Source organism: Bacillus sp. WC2507, assembly GCF_052656125.1.
On sequence record NZ_JBQXPN010000003.1, the window covers coordinates 202,370 to 223,707 of the forward strand.

The 21,338-nt window shown below is 31.2% G+C and carries 18 protein-coding genes; 12 read left to right on the forward strand and 6 right to left on the reverse strand.

The window, feature by feature from the left end; genetic code table 11:
* Positions 1-1,448: 1,448 nt before the first annotated feature.
* The gene (locus ACUN28_RS28915; protein ID WP_098405326.1) at positions 1,449-2,876 is read left to right on the forward strand and encodes an S-layer homology domain-containing protein; all 1,428 of its coding nucleotides are present in this window, start codon (positions 1,449-1,451) and stop codon (positions 2,874-2,876) included.
* A gap of 148 nt (positions 2,877-3,024) precedes the next feature.
* Here the strand turns inward: ACUN28_RS28915 and ACUN28_RS28920 are convergent, their stop codons facing one another.
* The gene (locus ACUN28_RS28920; protein ID WP_016089723.1) at positions 3,025-3,579 is read right to left on the reverse strand and encodes a helix-turn-helix domain-containing protein; all 555 of its coding nucleotides are present in this window, start codon (positions 3,577-3,579) and stop codon (positions 3,025-3,027) included.
* Between the two features lie 192 nt (positions 3,580-3,771).
* Here ACUN28_RS28920 and ACUN28_RS28925 point away from each other — a divergent pair, with 192 nt between their 5' ends.
* From ACUN28_RS28925 to ACUN28_RS28945, 5 genes are all read left to right on the forward strand, one after another.
* Positions 3,772-3,993 carry a serine ammonia-lyase gene (locus tag ACUN28_RS28925; RefSeq protein WP_223267316.1) on the forward strand — a complete coding sequence of 74 codons (222 nt, stop codon included), beginning with the start codon at positions 3,772-3,774 and terminating at the stop codon, positions 3,991-3,993.
* 188 nt (positions 3,994-4,181) lie between these two features.
* On the forward strand, positions 4,182-4,685 hold the full coding sequence (locus ACUN28_RS28930) for a DUF3902 family protein (protein WP_016089721.1): 504 nt from the start codon (positions 4,182-4,184) through the stop codon (positions 4,683-4,685).
* A 98-nt stretch (positions 4,686-4,783) separates the two neighbouring features.
* Positions 4,784-5,605 carry a peptidoglycan-N-acetylglucosamine deacetylase gene (locus ACUN28_RS28935; RefSeq protein WP_016089720.1) on the forward strand — a complete coding sequence of 274 codons (822 nt, stop codon included), beginning with the start codon at positions 4,784-4,786 and terminating at the stop codon, positions 5,603-5,605.
* A gap of 258 nt (positions 5,606-5,863) precedes the next feature.
* Positions 5,864-7,594 carry a methyl-accepting chemotaxis protein gene (locus ACUN28_RS28940; RefSeq protein WP_098405325.1) on the forward strand — a complete coding sequence of 577 codons (1,731 nt, stop codon included), beginning with the start codon at positions 5,864-5,866 and terminating at the stop codon, positions 7,592-7,594.
* 388 nt (positions 7,595-7,982) lie between these two features.
* Positions 7,983-8,228, forward strand: coding sequence for a SunI/YnzG family protein (locus tag ACUN28_RS28945; RefSeq protein WP_229195251.1), 246 nt, complete (start codon positions 7,983-7,985; stop codon positions 8,226-8,228).
* A 274-nt stretch (positions 8,229-8,502) separates the two neighbouring features.
* Here ACUN28_RS28945 and ACUN28_RS28950 read toward each other — a convergent pair whose 3' ends face one another.
* The 3 genes from ACUN28_RS28950 to ACUN28_RS28960 all read right to left on the reverse strand — a co-directional run bounded on the left by ACUN28_RS28950 (position 8,503) and on the right by ACUN28_RS28960 (position 12,522).
* Positions 8,503-10,290 (reverse strand): helix-turn-helix transcriptional regulator, encoded by a 1,788-nt coding sequence (locus ACUN28_RS28950; protein ID WP_098405324.1) that lies wholly within the window; start codon positions 10,288-10,290, stop codon positions 8,503-8,505.
* 114 nt (positions 10,291-10,404) lie between these two features.
* Complete coding sequence (locus tag ACUN28_RS28955) at positions 10,405-10,983, reverse strand: sensor domain-containing protein (protein WP_016089716.1); 579 nt, start codon at positions 10,981-10,983, stop codon at positions 10,405-10,407.
* Between the two features lie 201 nt (positions 10,984-11,184).
* Positions 11,185-12,522, reverse strand: a complete 1,338-nt coding sequence (locus ACUN28_RS28960) for an erythromycin esterase family protein (RefSeq protein WP_016089715.1) — start codon at positions 12,520-12,522, stop codon at positions 11,185-11,187.
* Between the two features lie 360 nt (positions 12,523-12,882).
* Here ACUN28_RS28960 and ACUN28_RS28965 point away from each other — a divergent pair, with 360 nt between their 5' ends.
* Complete coding sequence (locus tag ACUN28_RS28965) at positions 12,883-13,764, forward strand: CPBP family intramembrane glutamic endopeptidase (RefSeq protein ID WP_016089714.1); 882 nt, start codon at positions 12,883-12,885, stop codon at positions 13,762-13,764.
* A gap of 98 nt (positions 13,765-13,862) precedes the next feature.
* On the opposite strand, the gene ACUN28_RS28970 is transcribed toward ACUN28_RS28965, so the two are convergent.
* On the reverse strand, positions 13,863-14,309 hold the full coding sequence (locus tag ACUN28_RS28970; RefSeq protein ID WP_016089713.1) for a hypothetical protein: 447 nt from the start codon (positions 14,307-14,309) through the stop codon (positions 13,863-13,865).
* Between the two features lie 583 nt (positions 14,310-14,892).
* The gene (locus ACUN28_RS28975) at positions 14,893-15,885 is read right to left on the reverse strand and encodes a helix-turn-helix domain-containing protein (RefSeq protein WP_016089712.1); all 993 of its coding nucleotides are present in this window, start codon (positions 15,883-15,885) and stop codon (positions 14,893-14,895) included.
* Positions 15,886-16,286: 401 nt separating this feature from the next.
* On the opposite strand from ACUN28_RS28975, the gene ACUN28_RS28980 reads away from it, so the two are divergent.
* The 5 genes from ACUN28_RS28980 (at position 16,287) to ACUN28_RS29000 (ending at position 21,109) form a co-directional block, all read left to right on the forward strand.
* The gene (locus ACUN28_RS28980) at positions 16,287-17,459 is read left to right on the forward strand and encodes a tyrosine-type recombinase/integrase (RefSeq protein ID WP_016089711.1); all 1,173 of its coding nucleotides are present in this window, start codon (positions 16,287-16,289) and stop codon (positions 17,457-17,459) included.
* Positions 17,460-17,655: 196 nt separating this feature from the next.
* Positions 17,656-17,790: a hypothetical protein gene (locus tag ACUN28_RS28985; protein WP_255290077.1), complete on the forward strand. Its 135-nt coding sequence runs from the start codon at positions 17,656-17,658 to the stop codon at positions 17,788-17,790.
* Between the two features lie 237 nt (positions 17,791-18,027).
* On the forward strand, positions 18,028-18,222 hold the full coding sequence (locus ACUN28_RS28990; RefSeq protein WP_074651339.1) for a hypothetical protein: 195 nt from the start codon (positions 18,028-18,030) through the stop codon (positions 18,220-18,222).
* 64 nt (positions 18,223-18,286) lie between these two features.
* On the forward strand, positions 18,287-18,505 hold the full coding sequence (locus tag ACUN28_RS28995) for an alpha/beta-type small acid-soluble spore protein (RefSeq protein ID WP_016136332.1): 219 nt from the start codon (positions 18,287-18,289) through the stop codon (positions 18,503-18,505).
* Between the two features lie 1,374 nt (positions 18,506-19,879).
* On the forward strand, positions 19,880-21,109 hold the full coding sequence (locus tag ACUN28_RS29000; protein WP_098560576.1) for a helix-turn-helix domain-containing protein: 1,230 nt from the start codon (positions 19,880-19,882) through the stop codon (positions 21,107-21,109).
* Positions 21,110-21,338: the final 229 nt, after the last annotated feature.

Sequence of the window (21,338 nt, forward strand, 5' to 3'; positions counted from 1 at the left end):
TTTAAAGTAATATTCTAATTGTCTATAAGAAAAGTAATAAAAACACTCGTATTGAGTGTTTTTATTACTTTCATTTATCATTTATCTGGTACATAACACGTGTGGTTATTCATATAACATTTCTCTATCTTTGTTTTAGTATTACCTTTTTTATCCCTGTAAAAAATTTCAACTGTCCCTTTTGCACTATTATAATCAAATTCATATGCATTAGGGTATTTGTCTCTAACACTTATTATCCTGAACCAGCACTTGCTGGCACTGCAGAAATAAGTAATGCGGATGTTAAACTTAGCGCCCCAAAATACCTTTTTAATTTTGGTTTTGACATAAAAGATTCCCCTTTATTTTATATTAATCTATTAAAATGATATATATTTAACGCTTGTAAAAATTGATAAATGTATATTGTGAATTTCTAAAAAAAATTTGTTTTTTTTCCATATTAAATTTATAAACCTATAAATCTTCAAGTGTACATATTCATGTTATAGTAAACTAAAGTGTTTAATGGTGACTGTATATCTTGTGAAGGTGAGGTTATTATATAAACTTTTAAAAGAGATTATACGAGTAATTTGTGTTAGCTTTCAACATAGGTGCTAAGAAAGAAACTGCAAAAAAGAACAGTAGACCCACTCTTCGCCGTAGGAAGCTCAAGCGTGGGTTTGAAAAAGGATAATACATACATAAGTAGTAGTTATGAGACGTGATGTTAAAGTATCCCGTCCTTTTTAGCTTATACCATCCAAAGAATTATCGTATTTTGTATATGTAGCATCCCATATTTGATTTCGGGTTCAATCACTTAAATTCAACAGGAAAAATATGTAATCGGTTTGTAAAAAAATAGGCAATCCTCTTTATAAAGGAATTGCCCAATCAAATGAATTAAAAAAAATAACAGACAAATCGATTATACAATAAATCTTAATATAATTATATAATAATTATAAGAACTTCACTTTTAATTAACAAAGGCTAAATATTCTATTATTAAATACACGTTAACACGGTATTAATTATAAGTAAATATAATTAAATGTAAATTAATTATTATTTGCTCTTCTAAAGGAAATTAACTACATTTACTTTAATAATTTTATTATTGATTCTGCAACCGAATGTAAAGTAATAGCATTTCATAACAACTTTAAGTTTTCACTGCATTAAGTTAAAGAGACTTACAATACCGGGAGGAAATCTAACTATTAAATCTACCTTATACATGAGTCAATTATGATATTGTGGAAATTCAAATTCATATAAATATCATACATTTTTGTAAAAGACATCTATTGACACTTGTACATATAAGTAACTATAATCATTACATCAAATTGAATGCATGTTAATACAATCTGATTATGATTACAGGCATGTAAATATAAAAATAGAAAATCTCAATTTGATAAATACAATAGTATGGTAGAGGTGTATATTTTTTTATGAAGCACAAATTCATCGCGACAAGTATCCTCGCAGGAGCAATATTATCTTATTCTTCTAATACTTTAGCAGATACTCAAAAATTTTCTGATGTTCCTAAGTGGGCACAGCAATCCGTTAATTATTTAGTGGATAAACAAGTATTAAGTGGTTACCCAGACGGAAGTTTTGGCTCAAATGATTCACTAGACAGAGCTTCCGCCGCAACAATAATGACAAAAGTTTTAGGTATACAAATTGACTACAATGCAAAACCATCCTTTACAGATTCACAAAACCACTGGGGAGCGCCTTATATTGCCGCAGCTGAAAAAGCTGGCATTATTAAAGGCGAAGGTAATGGAATCTTCAATCCATCCGGAAAAGTAACGCGCGCTGCTATGGCGGCAATGCTAGTAAATGCCTATAAACTTCAAAGTACAATAAATGATAATAGCCAAAGTAAATTTCAGGATTTAAAAGGCCATTGGGGTGAAAGATTCGCCAATGTTTTAATTGATTTAAAAATTTCCGTTGGTACTGATAACGGTTGGCAACCTAATAGATCGATAACACGCGCCGAAGCTGCTCAACTTACTGCAAAAACAGATATGATGCAACTAACTCCAAAGAATGTTTTAGAGGAAAAAGAGATTATTACTGCTACATCATATGAAGATTTGAATTTAACAGTGGCTTCCAAAATCACAGGTCAAGAGATTGATAGTTTTATAGCAAAATATCATTCAGATAGTCCATTAGTTGGACATGGGCAAGATTTTATCAATGCGCAAAATCAATATGGCGTGAATGCTCATTATTTAGCGGCGCATGCGATTTTAGAATCTGGATACGGTAAATCAGAAATTGCATATCAAAAACATAATCTATTCGGATTACGTGCATATGATGGAGAGCCATTTAAATATGCAAAATACTTACCAACGTACGGCGACAGTATTGCTTATAACGCTAATTATGTACGAGAGAGGTATTTAGAAGAAAGTGGTATGCATTATAACGGACCAACGTTAGCTGGTATGAACGTAAAATATGCATCAGATAAAGGCTGGGCTAAAAAAATTGCGGGTATTATGGAACGTATGAAACCGTTCCGTGCAGAAGACTATACATATGCAAAAAAATTACCAAAGAGTCCTGAAACATTAGATGTTGAAGCGTTATCTAATGAAATACCGTATAAAATGTATTTAGATGGTTCGGGCGCAAAAATTATTTCATCAGCTGTTTATTACTATGTACCTTATCCATTTGATTTGAAAATTAAAAGTAGATCAGATGTAGATGTAACGCAAAATAATATTGGTACATTAACTCCTGGAACAAACATCTTTATTTATCGTGAAGATCCAAATGGATGGGTCGAATTCTCTTTTGACGCTAATGGGGAAAAATACTGGACATTAAAAAGTAAATTAAGCATGTAATCAAAAAGCTCTACTTTACTATTCTTAATTGTTTAGCTTTTAATCTTATATATTTATGAGACCAGTTTTTTATTTTCTTAAAATATAGTTATGTATACAAAAAGTTAGAGAATTATTTTCTCTAACTTTTATCCGATAGTATATGGAATTAAAAAGATGGTGGGGTTACTCCGAATATAACAGTGACTTTGTTTAAAGAAGTGTTTTCCCATTTATGCTTTGCATATGGTGGGATTTTAACACTATCACCTGTATCGAGAAGTAAAACCTCATCATTTAAATATAGTCTTACTTGTCCTTCCATAATAAATGCTATTTCTTCACCTTTATGTGCCACAGGTTCTATAGATGAAGCGGTTTGAGGTAACAGATTCATTAAAGCCAATTCCAGTGATCCATCTAAATTGGGAGATAATAACTCATATGAAACGTTACCGCTTTCAGGGAAAGTTATTTTTTTTCTTTGATTAGCTCTTACGACTAATTCTTCCGTATTGGTATCTTCTAAGAAAAAATTAAATAATGGAATATTTAATGCTACAGAAATTAATTTTAATGTTTGTAATGATGGATTCGTGATTCCTTTCTCAATCTGACTTAACATAGAAGGTGTTATATCAGCTAATTCAGCTAAACGTTTACTAGTTAATCCGGCAGCTTTTCTAAATGCCATAATTTTTTGATCAACATTAATATTGTTCATATGCGTAATCCCCTTTAAATAAGTAAAAATTATTAAATTAAAATTAATTTTATTTACTTATACTAAACACATTGTTAATATATACTTAATTATAATAAATTATTATTAATTTTCCAAGCACCTGCACAGTTGTGAGAAAAATAAATAAGACGAGAAATAATTGGTATTTATACTTCATGTATGTTTTTAGGTATGATGACCAGATTACATGAGGGCATTTCCATACAAGATATTGGGATTGATAATAAAAAAATAGCTGATAGACTGGCAGTTAGAATAGCATCTGGGTTTGTAGATAAAAGATTAGAACTATTTTTAAGAGGTGCATATACAGCTAGTAATAATTATTTATATAAATTAATAAAAGAATTAGTAGATAAAGAAGGAAAAGACTATATACAAAAAATGCTTTAAAACAAAATTTGAATCAAGGTACACATATTGTATGGGGAATAGGAGAAAGTATGAGTTCAAGAGAAGTAATGGAAGAATAGTATCAAACAGGTTCTCAATTAATAAAAAGGGCTTTTAATAAGAAAAGGATAACTCAAGAGTAAACATCAATGCTTTATCATAAAAATTATTAAGGAAGTGAGAACATCATGAAATCAGCTTTAAATAATATTATGATTTCTTTGATTTTTGCATTAGGAGGGGTCATTGCACTTTTATTTAATTTAATGGGAAATCAAGATTGGATATTAAATTGGGTGGGAGTATTACTGGCATATCTATCTTTGGCCATTTTAATAGATCTATCAAATAAAACTGTGTATTATAAAATATTTCCTAAAATACTATACAGAACTTTGTTTATTTCCTTTAATGCTGCAGTATTAGGAATATTTGTAGGGATAACATACCAACTATTAGGAAAGTGGAATGTTACTATAATGATGTACTATTGGTTGATAATCTTATTCTTACATTTAAATACTATAATAACATTAGTTATCTTGATATTTTTAAATCTTAATAATAAAAAAAACAGTTTCCTATATAAGTTTATTATACTTTTAAACATTTTCCTTACCTTAGGGCCAGTGTTATTTCCATTAGTTCTAACTATTATTGGAAATGGTATGATCAGTAGTGCAGGAAATTAATAGGGCTTATCCAGATTATTAAAACTACTAGCAAAGGCAAAATGAGTTTGGTTAAATAACATATAGTGGAATAATAGGATAGAAGGAAGAATTATGGTATGAAAATTAAGCTAAAGAAAAAAAGAATTTTATGTGTATTGTTAGCTATTACATTAGTAGCAATAGGTTATTACATGTTTCAATCTATTACGAATCCTAAGCTAGTAAATGCAGAAGAGGTAAACAGTGTTCAACAAGTGAGCAGTCTACCTAAAAATGAATTAAAAAAATCGATACCTAATCGTTTTGCTGGTAAAGAAAGAAAAGTTGCATATTTATCTTTTGATGATGGACCTGGAAAATATACAGCTAACTTATTAGATATATTAAAAAGAAATAATGTAAAGGCAACATTCTTTTTAATTGGCGACAATGTGAAAAGGTTCCCAGATTTAGTGAAACGAGAGCATGTAGAGAGCCACTATGTGGGCATGCATAGCATGACACATAATTTTAAAAGGTTATACACCAATAAGGAATATGTTAAGGAAATGAAAGAGGATCAATCTTTAATTAGAAATGTTATTGGAAGCTCACCGAAATTAACACGGCCACCATATGGATCAATGCCTGGTTTAAATGAATCACTTCGAAATGAAGTGGTCGGAAATGATTTAAAAGTATGGGATTGGACAATTGATTCTTTAGATTGGAAATACAATAAATTAGCCGTTGATGTAGCGGCCGCAAAAATTGTGCAAAATGTATTGGCAGGTGCGACATCTTCAAAAGAAATTGTTTTAATGCATGATATTCATCCCCAATCTGTCGCGGCAGTTCCAGCAATTATAAAAGGATTAAAAGAAAAAGGTTATGAATTTGAAGCTTATAATGAGAATGATCATTTTCCAATAAACTTCTGGCATGATAATCGTATATAAAAAGATATGTATTAGTAAAAAGGAAATCAGAATGGAATAAGCAATTACTATAGGGTTTAAATATTTGCAGGAGCGTGTTTAGATAAATAGATGAAAACACGCTCTTTTTACCGGACTATTTTTAAATTTAGATTTAAGTATAAACTTTCATATTTTAGAAAACTTTATACGATTTTTTAATGGATATAAATATTTAAATGTCTTTTATTTTTGCACATAAAATTATTTAATCATAATATAACAATGAGGTGGAGTTAATTGTCGTTTTTAAAAAACAGTAAAATTGGCACAACATTAAGTGTATTGGTAATTATAGCAAGTGTGGCTTGTATAATATTATCTATACTAGGATTTATTGGCCTGAAAAAAGGGGAGCATGCATCTAATACGATGTATGAAGATAGTTTATTACCAATTCAGTGGATAGGAGCAATAGAGTCTAATTTTTATCTAATCAATATGAATGTAAAGGAAACTATTCTATCAAAAGATCAAAAAAGAATAAAAGAGCTTTTGACAGAAATAGATGTAGCTCGTTCAGAAACTGATCAGTTAATAAAGAAGTTTGAGTCTAGAGTTAGTTCTAAAAAAGAAAAAGAATTATATACAACATTTCATGAAGTATTTAATGAATTAAGAACACAATTGAGCAAAGTACAAGATCTGGGACAATCTAATAATGATGAAGCATATGCTTATTATCTGAAAGAAGTTGACCCTAATATGAAAAAGGCAGTGCAGGCTATTCGTGGGCTCATTCAGGTTAATAATAATAATGCAGATTATTTAAAAAAAAATAATACAGCCAGTGCAACAAATACTATAATGCTGTTTGTTAGCATCTCCATTATAGCAATCGTAATCGTTATTTTTATTGGCTATATCATTAAAAGTGCAATTAGACAACCAATTGTATTATTAGAAAGAGATATGGAAAGGGTATCTGCAGGTGATTTAACGATACGTACTTCTTATAAATCGGATAATGAATTAGGAAGTATTGTAAGGTCTTTTAATAATATGTTGGATAATTTACAACAATTAATTGGAGAAGTAAAAATCACAACTCAAGAGGTCATTTCGTCTACCAATGGGATGTTGCAAGATACTAAACGAGCATCTCATATATCAAGAGAGGTAGTTCAAACTATATCTGAGGTTGATAAAAAAATAGAAGGACAAGTTACTAGTATTCAAGAAAGCTCCTCATCAATGGAAGAAATTGCGACTGGCGTTCAAACTGTAGCTGAGTCTTCAGCAACGGTTACTGAAGTGGCGGTCACAACAACAGAACAAGTCAATTCTGGTAGTGAAGTAATTAAACAATCTATACTTCAAATGAATAGTATTCATGAGGTTGTTGAAGAAACTTCTAAAGTAATTGAGAGGCTTGTTACACGTACGCAACAAATTGATAAAGCTCTGGATGCGATTACTAATATTGCTGAACAAACAAACCTTCTTGCCTTAAACGCTTCAATTGAAGCTGCACGTGCTGGAGAAAATGGAAAAGGGTTTGCAGTGGTAGCAGCGGAAGTAGGGAATTTAGCTGAACAGTCTAAAGCATCTGCAGATGAAATCAATCATTTAATACTAGCCATTCAACAAGATACAAAAGATACAGTTGATGCAATGCAAAAAGGTCAACAAAAAGCTTCGGAAGGAAAGGAAACTGCTAATAAAGCAAATCGAGCATTTTCATCTATTATGGTGGCTATTAATAAAATCACTATCCAAATTCAAGAAGTATCTGCAGCAACAGAAGAAATGTCTGCTGGTACAGAAGAAGTCAATGCCTCTATGTCGAGTGTTTCTGAAAGTGCAACGCAAGTAGCTAAGGAAACAACTCAAACTGTACAATCAATCCAATCACAAGCAGCATCAATCGAGGAGATATCGAATCAATCTAACAAAATAAAAGAAAAAGTAGAAGCATTGTCAGTACTAGTTTCACAATTTATTATTGAGAAGCAAGACAAAAAGCAATAGAATATATCAAATGTGATGTAAAAATAATAAAAAGACCATTGTAACTTTTATAAAGTACAATGGTCTTTTTCATTGGGTGGATGTTCTAAAAATTCTCCAAATCATTAAATACAAAAATTACATCAATTTATTTATTTTTTAATTTGTTAATAGAAAAGGAGATTTAATTCTAGTTAATTACTGTCAAATGTAAAGAAATAAAATTGATTAATAGTAGTTCAAATCTTTATTATTAGATTGTATTTTTTGGGTAATAAGAAGTTTGCGCATGTAATTTTACATACAAACGCATAATTTTATTATATTAATATATAATGGTTTATGTATTTATTTAACCAATTTAGATAATTATCTAAAACTGAAAAAGGATTGATATAAAATGTCAAGAATGAGCATTACAAAGTCCCAAGATAGTATACTGATTGCATGGCAATCAGCAGAGATTACCATACCTATAAAAGATATCCTTACTATATCTATGAATGACGTTCCTCATAATAAGCTTGATCATGTTGTTTATATTGGAACGCCATCTTCCTCAAAGAATAGAATACTGATACATACTACAAACTTAAACTTCATTATATTCACTGCTAATCCATCTATAGTATTAGAAGAAATTAATATTGAGTAAGGCTGTTCTAATTAAAACACGAGCTTAGATAAAATTCTTTAATTACATATAGTTAATAGATTACGAAAAATGTACTGCCAGAGAAGTGGAATGTTAAGATGATTAGTCACCTTATAAAAAAAGAAAAAAATCCCATGTGAAGGGATTTTCTTTTTAAATGAATTTTAAAAAATAACAGACCTATCAAAAATGCATTGAAATTTAATATAAACAAATATTATTGTACCTTATAACTAATGCTTGCCTAGTTTTAAAGAAGTAACAACCATTTTTCTCATCCGATAATACCAATTTCTAGAGCCTTTTGAACAGCTTCTTCTTTGTTACGCACTCCTAGCTTTGCATAAGCTGTGGAAGCATAATTTCTGACTGTGCCATTCGATAAATACAGCCTTGAAGCTATGGAAGTGTATCGAAGTCCCTTTGCTACTAGCTGTAAAATTTCTATCTCTCTGGCTGTTAGCTCATAAGTAGTTGCTTTTGATTGTGGTGTCTGTTTTTTCTCATCAAACTTCTCAAATATTTTGTGAGACATTCCCTGATCAATCAGTGTCCCACCTTTATGAATAAGTCGGATCGTATTAGCTAGCTCCAATGTTTCAATAGATTTGAGTAAAAAACCATCCGCACCGTTGCGAAGTGATTCAAACGCCTGTTTCGTATCCTGAAACGTTGTGAAAATCAATACGCGGATATGTGGCCATTGTTGCTTAATCTTTTTGGTTGCCTCGACTCCACCCATGTGCTGCATATCTAAATCCATAAGTATAACATGGGGTTGAAGGCGCCCACACAAATCGATGGCTTGATTGCCATCCTCAGCTAAACCGACTACATTTAAATCTTCATATCTATCGAGTAGTGTCCTCAAACTTTCCCGAACAAATGGTTGATCGTCTACAATTAACAAACGAATAAGTCCATCTTTTATTTCAGTTTGTCGCGGTATGGTACATGTAACAAGCATTCCTTCCTCTGGCTTTGTATATACAGACAATTGACCTTGCAAATTCATTGCCCGTTCTTTCATCGCATTCATACCGAAGCCTTCCTGCCATTCTACATTTCCTTTTCCGTTATCTTGAACTTCTAACCTCGTATATTGTTGTTCAAACTGCAATGAAACTATAATTTCGGTCCCCTGACCATGACGTACTGCATTCGTAAGGGACTCTTGTAAGCAACGAATGAATGCGATCTTCGCTTGCCGAGACAGTTGATATTCCTCTCCGAATGTCCTAAAATTTACATTTACCTGAGCGTGCTCCTGAAATTCGGCTCCAAGATTTTGTAGAGATTGAATCAAGGAAGGGGATTGACACGGAGAATCCATTTGATGTAGGTAACCTCTCACGTCCTCAATACTTTTACGTCCCATTTCAAGCAGAGAATCTAGCCTCTGTATACCCATCTCAGTAGCAAGTTCGGTACGCAACGTTTCCATCCCCATAATAATAGAAGTATAAGCGTGACCAACTGTATCATGAAGCTCGCTCGACAGTCTGTTCCGTTCTTCTGCCAGTGTAATACGTTCAATCTGAGACATATATTGCTCAAGTACCGCGTTTTGTTTACGAATTACTTCATTTTGCTTATGATTGGCGATTAATAAATGAAAAGCGAATCCCATTACATAAGCGAATCCATAGTAGGTGACCATAGTCCAATAGTTATTACTTGGCGCAACAGCATAGAAAATTCCAGTTGTTATAAAAACTGTTGTTGGAGCTGTCCAATAATAGGACAAATGCTTACTATTTACAGCAATTAGAAACACTGATATAAGAAATATGTTGTAAGCTTCCGGAAATAATGAGGTTAAATATATACATTGTCCACCATATAGCAGTATTTCTGTGAACAAGTAATATTTGTAATTGAACAGTAAGGCAACCCATGGAATTGAGAAGGCAACAACCTCCCAAAAAATAATAATCCAAAGTGGCAATGTTAACCCATCCTGAAAACTTAATGTAGCTAGGATGATAGACACACTTGTAAGTAGACGTATCCCTAACATAATCCAATCGTACCAAAACCAATACTTAACCATATCTAACAAGTCATTTACCCCCTAAGTAGCCTACCTTTTTACTTCATATATTATAATTTAATCCTTCATGCCTATTATACTTTTAAATTTAAAACTGCGATACTACTCACAGATTGCAAACTTCTATCGATTTAGTTGCCGAATCATGTTACGTGTATAGCCCCCAAGTTTCTTTGTCAAACCATCTACTATTTTAATACTTATGGCGGTAAATACTATACCCATAAACATTACAAAGAGTGACTTGGCAAAAGTATCTATCTGTATGAATATAATATTCATTTCGATGTATTGATACAGTAGTGGTGCCAACAGCAATATAAGTGGCATTACATAAAAAATGATTGCACTAATGAGACTGAAAATGCCAATCACTAATTTCTTCATTAACCAAAAGACAGCAGACCAAGTACGACGATCTGTAAGCACTAATTTCACCTGAGTCCAGTTCGATGTATCTATTGTTATACTTCTATCATAAGAGTCTGTTGAAATATCTGTATAAATTTTCGTCTGTATTCGCTCGAATTGGATAAAAGGTGTAGTAGTCTGTAGTACGCGTATAACTAGTGGAATCCCAATTACCGTAAATGAAAGGGTGAAGCTGAATAGCAGAGATATTAGATAAAAACAAAAATAAAACAATCCTGTAACGAAAGTTAGCAATAAAAAATAGCCATTCTGGATAAATCTTGATTTCATAAAGTTCTCGCTCCTATCTATGTAATAACCGAATTGTACTGCTTTTTTTGTCATTCTCACTAGTGTAAAAGTGTCATATGACATTTCTAAATAATGCTAAAAAGGGGAGAGTAACCTACTTCTGGTTAAAAAAGATGCTTATATTAATCACCATAAAACAATCCCGTTCTTGCAGATGCAAGAAGGGATTGTTTTGTACTTTTATTTAATATGAGATGGACTTGTTTTTCGAATGTGAAAAATAATATCAAATTGCTCAAGCAATGATTTATCAAAGTATGCCGATTCGTTTGGGAATATTTGTCCCCCTATACTTAGTAATGGTCTTTTTGCTTTAACCCATTTCTCTGCTTGTCCTTTAAGGTGACGGTTATCCAATAAAAACATGTTATATGGTACTTTTCCAAGGGTATAGTTAAAACTATTTACATTTTGTGGAATCGCGCGCGTTGTAATCTTACCTCCAGTAGAAGGATCATATTCGCTGTATAAGGTGAAATTTCCCTCCGTAGTTGTACTACCAATTGTGACATAATTAGTGTCTAAACGTTCCTTCAAAAATTGCCCCGCAACATAAGGGTATAATTTCTCATCGATAATTCCTTTAGCGATATGAATATTGTGTCCCCATACCATCGTTTTACCACCCAATGTCTCTTGTGCCCACATTGCATGATCGGCCAAGTATTGCTCATGTAGCTTTAACATACTTGGATAGTCGTTAGGAATTAGCATTGTGGTAAATTTCTCTATTGCACTTGCCGTTGCTTTCGCCCAGATATACTCGGGTGAAACTATTTCTGTGTTGGTTTGTTTATTCTCATCTTTTAGTAATTGGGCTACTCTCTCAGCGTTTGCTTTGAACTTTTCTTTTATTTCAGGAGCAAGGTCCATATATCCCTGTGTACTTCCATTAAAAGCCGACAATTCTTTATAATTTTCTTCTACTTCTGCCAGCAAATCTGGTCGATGCAGCCTTACATAATCAATTACTTTATTAAAGCAACCTTGGTCCAATTCCTTTAAGTCGAGCCCAATAAATTGGATCTTTTTTTTATTGGATGGATCGGCATTATAATCTTTCATCCACTCAATCATGGCTATAATTTCATCAGTAGGATATAACAAGTTTAAAAATTCCCTAGGGTTTCCTTTTCCTGTTTGGATATATTCATTTAGTTTTAAGCCGTTTCCCCAATCTTCTTCCATTGTGAAATTTGTAAAACCCATCTCAGTAACCAAATATTTCACAAGTCGAAACTTCATAGTGAAAATTTCAGAGCTTCCATGAGTATTCTCTCCTAATCCTACATATTGTGCACTCCCAATCATTTTCTTAAGTGGTTTTAAATCCTCAAATGATTTTGACGGCTCTATCGTTTTTAATGGGTAAGCCTGTGATTGTATTGATTTAACTATATTTTTTTGGATTGATTGACCTGAATTTTCGACAGCTACTGTTTGAGCGTTTCCTACTTCTCCACATCCTGTGACTAATAAAGCTGTACTAACCATTGCAATTATTCTTTTCTTATTCATTTTTTCCACCTCAATTGAATTATTTGTAAAAGCAAGATTGATTCATTGTACTTTCACGAATCAATTGCCTTAATTCAATTGTTATTTATTCCATATCATATTTTCTAGTTACATATTGTCATAAGGTTAATTGACACAGGTCATATGCTAATCATTACACTTTTGTACTATCGGTTATGACAACTTATAAATAATAATTGCATGGATGAGTCGCAAGTAAAACTAGATTATGAATTTGGGAGGGATTTTAAAGATGAATGAATCTGTATACAAAAATATTTTTATTCTAAGTTGTGTCTTTAGAAATGACAAGAAGTAAATTCGATAAACAAGTGAATGAAAAGGGAAGGGCGGATTACAATGAGATTACACGCAAAATCGTTCCACAATAAAGATAAAATCCAACGTGCTAAAATAGGACTTCAACTCTTTCTGAGTATCTTAATCATTACTTCTATTATCCTAAATGTAGTAGTAATAATTACGAAAAGTATGCCGCTTATTGTGGTATATATGTTTACCCCAGCATTATCTTCTATTTTGACTCGCATAATACTGAAAGAAGGGTTTAAAGATGTATCTTTTAGTCTCGGTAACTTAAAGATATGGAAGGGGATTGGTTTTGCTCTGCTAATCCCTATGATTATTTGCGGAATTACTTATTCTATCGCCTGGTTGAGCGGAATTGCGGGGTTTCAGCATCCCGAAGGTGGTATGTTAGAACCAATCTACAATATGCTTGGACTTCAGTATGTAACGGCACCATTCAGTTTCATTTATCTAGTAGTATTGAGCGGCATTTTCGGAAGTTTGCTTGGCTTAATCCCAGCTTTGGGAGAAGAAATGGGATGGCGAGGTTATATGCTCACAAGGCTAGTCGATGCAGAGTTTTCACGGCCCATCCTTATTAGTGGATTGATTTGGGCAACGTGGCATGTTCCAATTGTTATTGCTGGTCTATATGTAGAGGGATCATCTGTCCTACTTTCAGTACTTGGCATCTATTTTTGTATTGTGCCATTCAGTTATATTACAGCTTATTTACGACTTATCACAGGTAGCGTTTGGCCTTCGGTTATCATCCATACCACTTGGAATGCCATCATACAAGGACCTTTCGCACGTGCAAGTACAGGACATAAGTCAGAGATTTGGATTGGAGAATCTGGCTTAATAACCGCTATTATTATCTTGATTACGGCAATAATTTTATCTCGGATAACAAGATTTACAAAACATTGATTTGCCACATAAATTATTGAAAATTAGAATTATGTTTCTATTAAATAAAAAATACATCCTTATAGGGATGTATTTTTTATTAATAATAATGTTATAAGTTATTCTACATGAACCGATATGGTTTTAGATAATACTTGCATTGAGAAAGGAACTCTAGCTTCAAAGGTTATAGTACTTGTTGAATTTGATGTGTTTGAAAAGATGTAAGAATCTTTGATACGTAATCTAAATGTTTTTTCAGATCCGAATGGACCAGAATAAGAACTAACTTCGTCTAAAGAACTTCCCGTATATCTAATACCATTAACAGTTAAAGCCTCAGAATATGAATCTGGTGTACCTACTTCACTAACTTTCACATAAAGGTAATCGCCTTTAAGAACAGGAATAGATAAGTAAAAACTTGCACTATACATTTTGTTATTATCGCCTACAGCACTAATGCTAACACTTCGTAATGGGGAAGAATCCGCCTTTGAAATAGATGGTAAAAACGCTAGTGTAAGTGCGAAACACATAGCTAACATGCTCATAAATTTTTTCATATTTACAATTCCTATGTAATTTATTTAACATCCTGTATTTTACAGGTTATAAATGTAAATTACAATATTGTTATATAAAGAATAATTATGTAATTATGCATATTTAATATAAGGCACATGATAATAAATTTAAAACAGACATTATAGCAACAAATAAAGTCTAAAAATAATGTGAAATACAACTGAAAGGTCCTTATATTTAGTGATGATTGTAATAAATTATTTAATAGTCATGTGAATGTTAAATGAATCTATTTGCGAATCTATCTAAAAAAAGAATGGTGTATAGACTGGTTGTAAATGCAACTACCAATATTTTTTTGTGAGAGAGTACTTACTAGGAATTGCTCTTTTTATAATATTTGAACTATCCCCACTTGAAACAGTCCGTGAGCATTTTGAGTGGGGAGTAGTTTGACTATTAAGCTTTATTATTATAACTGATGATTATTTCGGAATCTTGACAGTTATCACTTTTGTCATACTCAATGCAAGCTATGTGACCATCAGGGTGAAACAAAACGGTATCTATATTTTAAAATTAGAATCATATAGCCATTAAGGATGTTAACGTAAATAAAGTTCAAAATTTTTCAATATAAGACCTTACTGCTTGTAATAAAAACTCTTCTTGCCCCATACCAGATTCTGAAGCCATTTTAATTACTTTCTGTTTAAAGTCATGATCTGCATGAAAGGTTAATGGCTCTACTTTACTTTTAAAATAAATACCTTCAACATGGGGGAGTATTGAGCCTGACATCATATGTGAGTGTAAATACTTAATCTCTTCTTGGAATTGTAATGGCTCTACCTGTAAAACAAATGGTTTAATTTCCAACCTGATGGTATCTTGTGTAGAAGTCAATCGCATATTTGTGACACCAAGCTCTTTATAAAATAAATTTATTAGATTATAAGTAATAGAATTAAATAATTGAGGCTTTTTAAATGTAAAAGATAAATACCCTCGCTTCGTAATCACTGTGTGTTTTTTGAAGGGTTCAAGGGAATAATTATGTTCTTTATAAGCTGATAATGAGAAAATTTCTTCATCCTCTGTAAGAACCTTTCCATCGGATCCATTAATTTCTATTACCCTAGCTTTTTTTTCTGTATGTCGATGTATCAATAATTGATACAAATAAATGTCTGTATCTTGAATCTTAGTAATGAATGTTTTACGTTCTTTTGTTGTAGTTTTTTCGTAATTAAGCTGGAAATTTTTTAGTTCTTCTTCATTAATGATATATACTTGTTTACCCAGCTTTTCTACCATTGTGGCTGTTAATTTCCCGGATTTAATATATGTAAAGATTGTAGAGGGTGCTACGTTTAGAATTTCTGCTGCTTTTTTTGTACTTAATCCTTTTATTTCATCTTTATTTATTAACCGTTCAATATCTTCTAAATAGAATATTTTACTTCCGAATTGCTTCCAATTATCTTTATATACACATTCTATAAGACCTTCTTTTTCTTTCTTTAGAATGGTCTGAACGGTAACTCCCATTAAATCTGCTGCTTCTTTTGTTGTTACTGTAGGTTTTGTAATAAACAGTAAATCTTGTGTCATGAAAGTTTACCTCCTTATTTACTCTCTATAATTCATAAAGTATGTATATATCATATCAGATTTTTAATTAGATATAAAATAAGATTTAAATATAAAATAAAATATCATTATACCAATATGTTATAGTGAATTATAACTTTACTTAAATTTTACATAAAATTTAATGTTTATTTATATATAGATGTTTTATAAAATTGTATAAAATTATGCTAAATGTTTATCTATTTAGTAAAAAATTATTAGAAATTATATGTATATCTAAATAGAGAAGAATATAGTATTCTTACAGAAAGAAAGTGATTTATTATTTGTATAATGGATATAAGTAAAATAAAATAATAAGTATAGTTAATAAAGAGAATTATATTCGTAATCTTCAATAGGAGAGGTGAATTCGAATTATGGGTAATAACAATATAGAAGAAAATGTACCTATTATAAACAATCAAAGTAAGTATATGGATACATATGTAGAGAATATAAGTGGAATCATTCCATTTCTGCATAACAATCGTTATATAGATAAAGTGGAAGAGAAGATGGAGGTTGCAGAAAAAGAGGGAAAGAGTAAATATACGTATTTAAGTGATATAGAAGTCATTTATCATTTTGTACATTTACAAAAAGATATGGATGAAAAGAAGAATAGAAAAGAGGATACGAAAAAGAGTTATGTGTCCGAAATCTTGTCATTTTGTCAGTGCATGGTGCAGCATGCAGAAGAATTTGAATTGAATGGGGAAGAAGTACAACAAAATGACTCTCTGTTAAAAACATTACAGCCTTGGCATATTCGTAAATATAATGCTTGGTTGAAGCAGGTAGAGAACGGTAGGAATGGGGATACGTACGCGGTCGCAACACTTGCAAAAAAATCTGTATTGATTCGTTCTTTTTTTAAACACCTTCATGTATTTGCTTATATTGAAAGACCTCTTCATGAAGAACTGCAGCGTGCAAATGTAAATGAACAGGATCGGCCGAATCGGGACCTATCCTATGAGGAAGTTATGAAAATTTTAGGGTTTTATAAAGAAAAAGGCCATTTAGTAAACTATACAATTTTACTAGCTCTGGCAAGTACCGGTGCAAGAATTCAAGAATTATGTACAACAAGGGTTAAAGACTTACATTATGACGGAAAGCACTGGTTAAAAGTTATAGGTAAAGGAAGTAAAGTACGTGAACTTTTCATTTCTGAACATTTATATGAGTGTATTTGTGAAATGAGAAGAAGAAGAGGGTTCCAAACTGTATTGGACCGAGGAGATGAAAGTCCTTTATTTGTAAATCAAAGAGGGAACTTTTATAATTCAAAAACGTTATCGAACCAGGTAACAGATATGATAAAAAAGACCAATTTAGAGTTTCTGCAGTATCGTGAAAATCCTGTAACGGCGCATACATTCCGTCATGCTTTTGCAATCATGGCAGTTGAACAAGGAAATGCGGATTTATATAATTTAATGCAAACGCTTGGGCATGAAAATATTCAAACAACAAAAATCTATTTAGAGAAGCATATGAAGCGAAAGAATAATGTAGGTACTTCCTTTGCGGATATGTTGCAATAAAAATTAGTATTCTATTACTGGCCGAAGAAGAAACTGTTAAGTAGACATCATACTTATTGGGGAAATTTACCTTGGTATTTGATATACTTACCCCAAGGATTGGTAGTTATGAAAACCGCGAAACGAGTTATCCACGGAAGGGGTAAGAAATTAACACTTGTTATATTATTAATCATAAAGTGGGTGATTTCCGATAATGGTTTTTGAAAATGTTAGTACGATAGGGGCACTTGCTTTTCTATTTCTAATGATTTATCTTGCAACAGATCGTAAAGACGTAAGCTTGTTAACAATCCCAGTTTATTTTGGTGGAATGTGGATCACTAACTAGATTACTGAAAATGGATTTCAGGGTACATATATTTATACGAGTTGGTTAGTAGTCTACGTCATTATAATGATTTACCTTATCTTCGCGTCAATTCGTCTAGGCATACGTAACATAAAATATATTAAATAAAAAAGCGTAGAGCCATAAAAAAATAACGAAAAGAGAAACCGTTCTTACAGGCGGTTTTATTTTTATACTGAAATGCAATGTACATTATTTAACTTTTGAGGAGGATTAATTATAGAGTACTCAAATATCTACACATTAAGAAATAGTCAAGAAAAATCAAGAAAAGTAGAGTCCTGGCGTTCATTTATAGAAGAAACGAATGTTTTAGGAATTAAGGATTCAGATGTGTTTCAAATTCAATTAGTGGAATATGGGAAAGAGAGAAAGAAAAAGGGTTCCCCTAAAAATACTAGAAGAAACTAGGTTACTCATGCATAAATATCATAATTAGGCACAAGTTATATACAAATATAATGGAGGTGCAATTATGAATATTCAAAGACACGAAAGTAATACAAATGAAATTCTTGTTTCTGCTGCTGCAAGTGCTATCGAGCAAATGAAGTATGAAATTGCTCGTGAATTAGGAGTCACATTAGGACCTGATACATCATCACGTGTAAATGGATCTGTCGGTGGAGAAATTACAAAACGTTTAGTTCGAATGGCTGAAGAACAATTAACAGGTCAATACAGATTACACTAAGTTAAAGCAGTAAATAAGAAGAATTCATGTGCAAATGGATTCTTCTTCCTTTTATTTACAAAAACTTCAAAAAATAAATTTTGAAGTTGAAAAACAGACCCTCAGATTGCTTTGTAACAACCTTTTATGGATTAGTTAATATTATAGGTATCAGTATAAAATAAATTCGATACGATTAGTGTAAGGCTGTTTAAAACCGTTTTGTTATTATTCGTAATTTTAATTCCATAACATTTAAGCCAATATAATACAATTTCATTCATAAATAATTTGATTCTTAATTAAAAATAAAGTGAGGAATTAAGAGGGGTATATATATCAATTTATAAAAAGTAGTGTACAAAGTATACTTAATATTTAAATGGATTTAAAGATATGTCACTTAAGAATTTTTTTGAGGTCAATTTACTGTGCACCTTAATTATGGATGTTGTTTTTGTTAATTAACAGCTATTGTATTTGAAAATTTAATAATAAGTATATGTGATGTAATAATAAAACTAGGTAATATAAAGACTAATAATACAAAGATGAACAACCAATAAATAGGTTATTCAGCTGTTCTATCCCGGCTGCTATTCCTAGTATTTTTAAAATCTATATATTTCTTCCTTTTTGGTGGGAAGTAAAACTAATGTTGCGACTAGTAATATAGTACCAATTAGATAAAAATAGTTGTCCCTATATCACCAGTATTTTAAATATTCCATTCTGTTTTTGTGTTTTCTATTTTTATTTTTGTACTGATGAAAAGACCTTTCTCTCAATTAAATCTTTAAGTAACATGTATCTGTTTGATACTTGAATTTCCTCTAGCTTGTACTTTCAAAGCATAGTGGTTCATAAATATCCTTATCATTTTCCTCTGTTGTTAATTTCCCGACTTTTTGTTATTTTTGTCTAAAATCTGAAACACAGTAATTTTTCAGTTTTACATTGAATTTAGCATTATCCATTTTTTGAATTCAATTTGTACATGTAATTGAATTCAAATTTTGACTGTTGTTTCTTGCGATGGTACAGTATCTCATGTTACTTTAGCCATATTTGAATCTTTTTTTCAGCTTGGTCCTCGCATAGACTACCACTGTTTTTTCAAGTTCTATGATTAAATTTTGTAAAATTAAGAAAAGATCCTCGCTTATTTCATTTACTTATCTTATCTACGCTACTCTGATATTTAAATGCTAATTACAATTAAATATTATATGATTTTTATAAAAAAAATATAGTAATATTTTGTCGTGAATTGTACTATTTTGATATTTTATAGTAATATTTTGTCGAGAGTTATACCTGACGGAAAATAATTTATGAATTTATACCGTGAAGATGTAAAAATTTATTAGTTAATCTATTTAAAAGGAGAAGGTAATGAATAATTCTATCGATATACAACACTTGTGTGATCTCGCACATAAAGCCTTTAATGTACCCGTTCACATTTTATCCACAGACAAAAAAATCTTATATCAGTCTACTTCTGATGATATTTGTAGTCCTTTTTATTCTTCTAAAGAAGAACATCTTAGTGACATTTATCAAGAAAATGATCCCGATAATTTGCCCCTTTTCAGATGTAACAGTTATCTTGAAAATTTTATCCTAATTCATATAGAAAATCATGATTATATAAAAGGGACTATAATTATTGGCCCAACTATACATCCAAAGGGATCAGATGATGTGACATTTAAACTTCGAAAAGAATTTAACTCAAATATTAATATTCAAGAAAGACTAACTTATTATCAATCCCTACCTGAGGCAAAAAAAAATGCTTTAATTGATATGGGGATTTTATTGCATTACATGATTTTCAATGAAAAGTTAGATGTTAATATTGTTTTAGAAAAAAATAAAGTGTTAGAGGAAGTTCCCTATAAAATTGTGGAACCCGATCTATATATTTTAAAACGTCAACAAAATAAACCAAAAACTCACAACATGGCATTAGTACATAATTATTTTTCAGCAATCAAAGAGGGAAATAAAAAGAAGTTGTTGCAATATATGTATGCAGTTTCGCAGGAAGATACTGAATTAATTTTAACAGCGGATCCACTTAGAAACCAAAAAAACCATGGGATTATTGCGATTACTTTAGCTACTCGATATGCGATAGAAGGTAATCTCCCACCAGACATTGCTTTTGCACTTAGTATTTTGTATATCCAAACCATGGAACAACTAGATAACGTGGACTCTGTAAGGCGATTGTCAGGAGATGCTTTACGTACTTTTGCAGATCGAGTGAAAGAATTCAATGCGCAAAAATTTTCAAATGCGGTTACTACATGTATGAACCATATTAGTAAAAATGTATACGATGGAATATCACTCAATGAACTCGCTAATCATTTGGATATTACGCCTACTTATTTATCTAAATTATTTAAAAAAGAAGTAGGAATTCCTTTAAGTGAATTTATTCAAAGGGAACGAGTTGAAGAAGCAAAAAAATTATTAACACTTACTACATATCCATTATCAGATATTTGTGCTTGGCTTAATTTTAACGACCAAAGCTATTTTACAAGGGTTTTCAAAAAATCAACTAACATGACACCTAGACAGTATCGTGAAAAATATACAGTAATATGAGCTTAGTATCAGTTTCTTGTGAAAAAACTTTAATATACGCTCAAGTAACTCAAAAAATTGAGCATACTGTTTATTTTACTCTAGAAAGGGTATGTGATTGATCTAGAAAAGGAATATGTATTCAAATAGATCTTGAAGAATCTATGAAACATTTAGTGAAGCTAAAAGACATGGGTAAGATTTATAACATGTTGTTAATTTATAGAGTACACTATCCATTATTTTTCTC